We start from the raw sequence: 2691 nt of genomic DNA, 5'->3' as shown, positions 1-2691 counted from the left end.
CGGGGCCGGGGGCGGGCGGCGGGGCGGGCCGGCCTGGGGGCGTTGGCGGGGCGCCGGGGGCGGGGCGGGGCGGGGGGGGGCCCCCCCCCCCGCCCCGATCAGCGCCGGTGCGCCGCGAGGGCGAGGTCCTGGCGGATCGCGGTGTAGGCGGCCTTCGGCCGGTAGTCGGTGTCGAGGATGTTGGCCGAGCCCTCGCCGCCGAAGACGCCCGGCACCCAGGAGTAGGTGTCGGTGAAGCCCCAGACGGTGAAGTCGGTGCAGTGGGCGGTCAGCAGGCAGCCCTGGAGCAGCGTGCTGTACGCCTCGGCCTGCGCCTCCCGCTCGGTGTTGTCGACCGGCAGCGGGATGCGGACGTCGGCCTCGGTGACGGCGGTCTCCAGCCCGAGGTCGTCGAAGCGCCGGAGGTTGTCGGCGATGTCGTGCGGGGCCGGGTACTGGGTGTCCAGGTGGCCCTGGACACCGACGCCGTCGATCGGGACGTGCTGCGCCCTGAGCCGGGTGACCAGGTCGAGCAGGGCGGTGCTCTTCGCGTTGACGCCCTCGATGTTGTAGTCGTTGATGTACAGCTTGGCCTTCGGGTCGGCCTGGTGCGCCCAGCGGAACGCGTCGGCGATGTAGTCCGGGCCGAGCTTCTGCAGCCAGATCGTGTTGCGCAGGGTGCCGTCGTCGTTGAAGGCCTCGTTGACGACGTCCCACTGCCAGATCGACCCCTTGAAGTGGGTGACCTCGTCGGTGATGTGGCGGTGCAGGATGTCGCGGAGCTGGTCCGCGGTGAAGTCGCCGGAGGTCAGCCAGCCGGGGAGCTGGCTGTGCCAGACCAGGGTGTGGCCGCGCACCAGCTGGTGGTTGGCGCGGGCGAACGCGACCAGGTCGTCGGCGGGCGCCCAGGCGTACGTGCCGCGGGTGGGCTCGACGGACTCCCACTTCATGACGTTCTCGGGTGTGACGGAGGAGAAGTCCCCCGCCGCCTCGGTGCGGTAGGGGGTGTCGGCGGCGAGTGCCGCCATGTCGACGGCGGTGCCGATCCTGATGCCGGCGCGCTCGCCGAGCCGGCCCAGCGACGCGGTGGCGGTGTCGTCCGCCCCGCCGGGGTGCGGCTGGCCGGAGGCGGTGGCGGCGGACGGGACGGCGAGCAGGGCGGCGGCCACGGCTGCGGCGGCCACGCCGGTGCACAGGGCGCGATGCTTCTTGATCACGGATGGGTTCCCTTGCGGAGCAGACGGTCGAAATATTTCGGAATCATCTCCGGAACGTGTCGGAACCTATGGCGGCAGATGAGTGACGGTCAACCCTCGTGCGTCGATAATCTGGTGGCGAGCAGGTGAGATCTTCCGATGGCCGTGGCGGGGTTGGTGGCAGATCGCCTGGCGGAGATGCCCGCAAATGTTTCGGGGATGGTTCCTGTAATTTTCATTGACCTCGGTCGGGTGCCCGGCGATACTCACCCCGGCCGTCGATGCCTCCGTTCGGAGGCCCGGCCACCGGCAGGACGGCCGCCACCGGCCTATATTCGAACCACGCGTCCGGCCCGGAGCGGGCCCGGTCGCGGGCCGGCGCCCCGACCGGCGTCCGGCCGGACCGCCGGTGCGGAGGAGGGCGGAGATGGACGACGACGCGGTGATCGACTACGCCGCGGTGTTCCAGGCCTTCCCCGGCATGGCGGCCCTGCTCACCCCGGACCTGGTCTACGCCGACGTGAACGAGGAGTTCCTGCGCGGCGCCGGACGGACCAGGGAGCAGGTGGTCGGCCGGTACGTGTTCGACGTGTTCCCCGAGAACCCGGTCGACGACGCGGTCGGCGGGGCCAACAACATGGAGTCGTCACTCCGGCGGGTGCTGGCGAGCGGTGAACGGGACACCATGGCGCTCCAGCGCTACGACGTGGAGGACATGCAGCACCCCGGCACCTGGCAGAAGCGGTACTGGAGCCCGGTCAACGCCCCGGTGCCCGGCCCGGACGGCCGGGTGGCCCTGGTGCTGCACCGGGTGGAGGACGTGACCGAGCTGATCCGGGCCCGCGGCGACGAGGAGTGGGACCGCACCCGCGGCCTGGAGGCCGACCTCTACACCCGGGCCCAGGAGCTCCAGGAGCTCAACGAGCGGCTCCGGCAGTCGCACGCCCGGGAGCGGGAGGTCGCCCTCGCCCTGCAGAAGGCGATGCTGCCGACCCCCCGGCCGGTCGGCCACCACCGTGCGGCGGTGCGCTACCGGCCCGCCGTCGGCTCGCTCAACGTCTGCGGCGACTGGTACGACCTGGTGGACCTGCCCGGCGACTGCATCGGGGTCGCCGTCGGCGACGTGGTCGGCCACGGACTGCAGGCGGCCGGGGTGATGGGGCTGCTCCGCAGTGCGCTCAGCGCCGCCTCGCGAGTGGCCGACGGCCCCGCCAGGGCGCTGGAGGTGCTCGGGCTCTACGCCCGTTCCGTGGAGGGCGCGGAGTCCGCCACCGCGGTGACCACCTTCGCGGACTGGGAGACCCACACCATCACCTACAGCAGTGCGGGCCACCTCCCGCCCGCGCTGCTGCACTCCGACGGCACCGTCGAGTTCCTCGACCGGGCCACCGATCCGCCGCTCGGGGCGCGCCCCGAGCACGTCGCCCGTCCGGAGGCGGTCACCGGCTTCACCGAGGGCGACACCCTGGTGCTCTACACCGACGGGCTGGTCGAGGGCCGCCCCGGGGGCCGCCAC

The 2691-nt window shown here is 72.8% G+C and carries 2 protein-coding genes; one reads left to right on the top strand and one right to left on the bottom strand.

Features of this window, described 5'->3' with window-relative positions; translation table 11 throughout:
• Window positions 1-98: 98 nt before the first annotated feature.
• Window positions 99-1196 (bottom strand): endo-1,4-beta-xylanase, encoded by a 1098-nt coding sequence (locus ACFV0G_RS38070; RefSeq protein ID WP_380558042.1) that lies wholly within the window; start codon window positions 1194-1196, stop codon window positions 99-101.
• Between the two features lie 406 nt (window positions 1197-1602).
• Here ACFV0G_RS38070 and ACFV0G_RS38065 point away from each other — a divergent pair.
• Window positions 1603-2691: PP2C family protein-serine/threonine phosphatase (locus tag ACFV0G_RS38065; protein WP_380558039.1), on the top strand; the 1089-nt coding region annotated here is incomplete at its 3' end.

Origin of the sequence: Kitasatospora sp. NPDC059571 (assembly GCF_042735675.1) — a bacterium.
Lineage (GTDB): Bacteria > Actinomycetota > Actinomycetes > Streptomycetales > Streptomycetaceae > Kitasatospora.
Note: the sequence above shows the minus strand (reverse complement) of the source record. Positions and strands in the feature narration are given on the sequence as shown.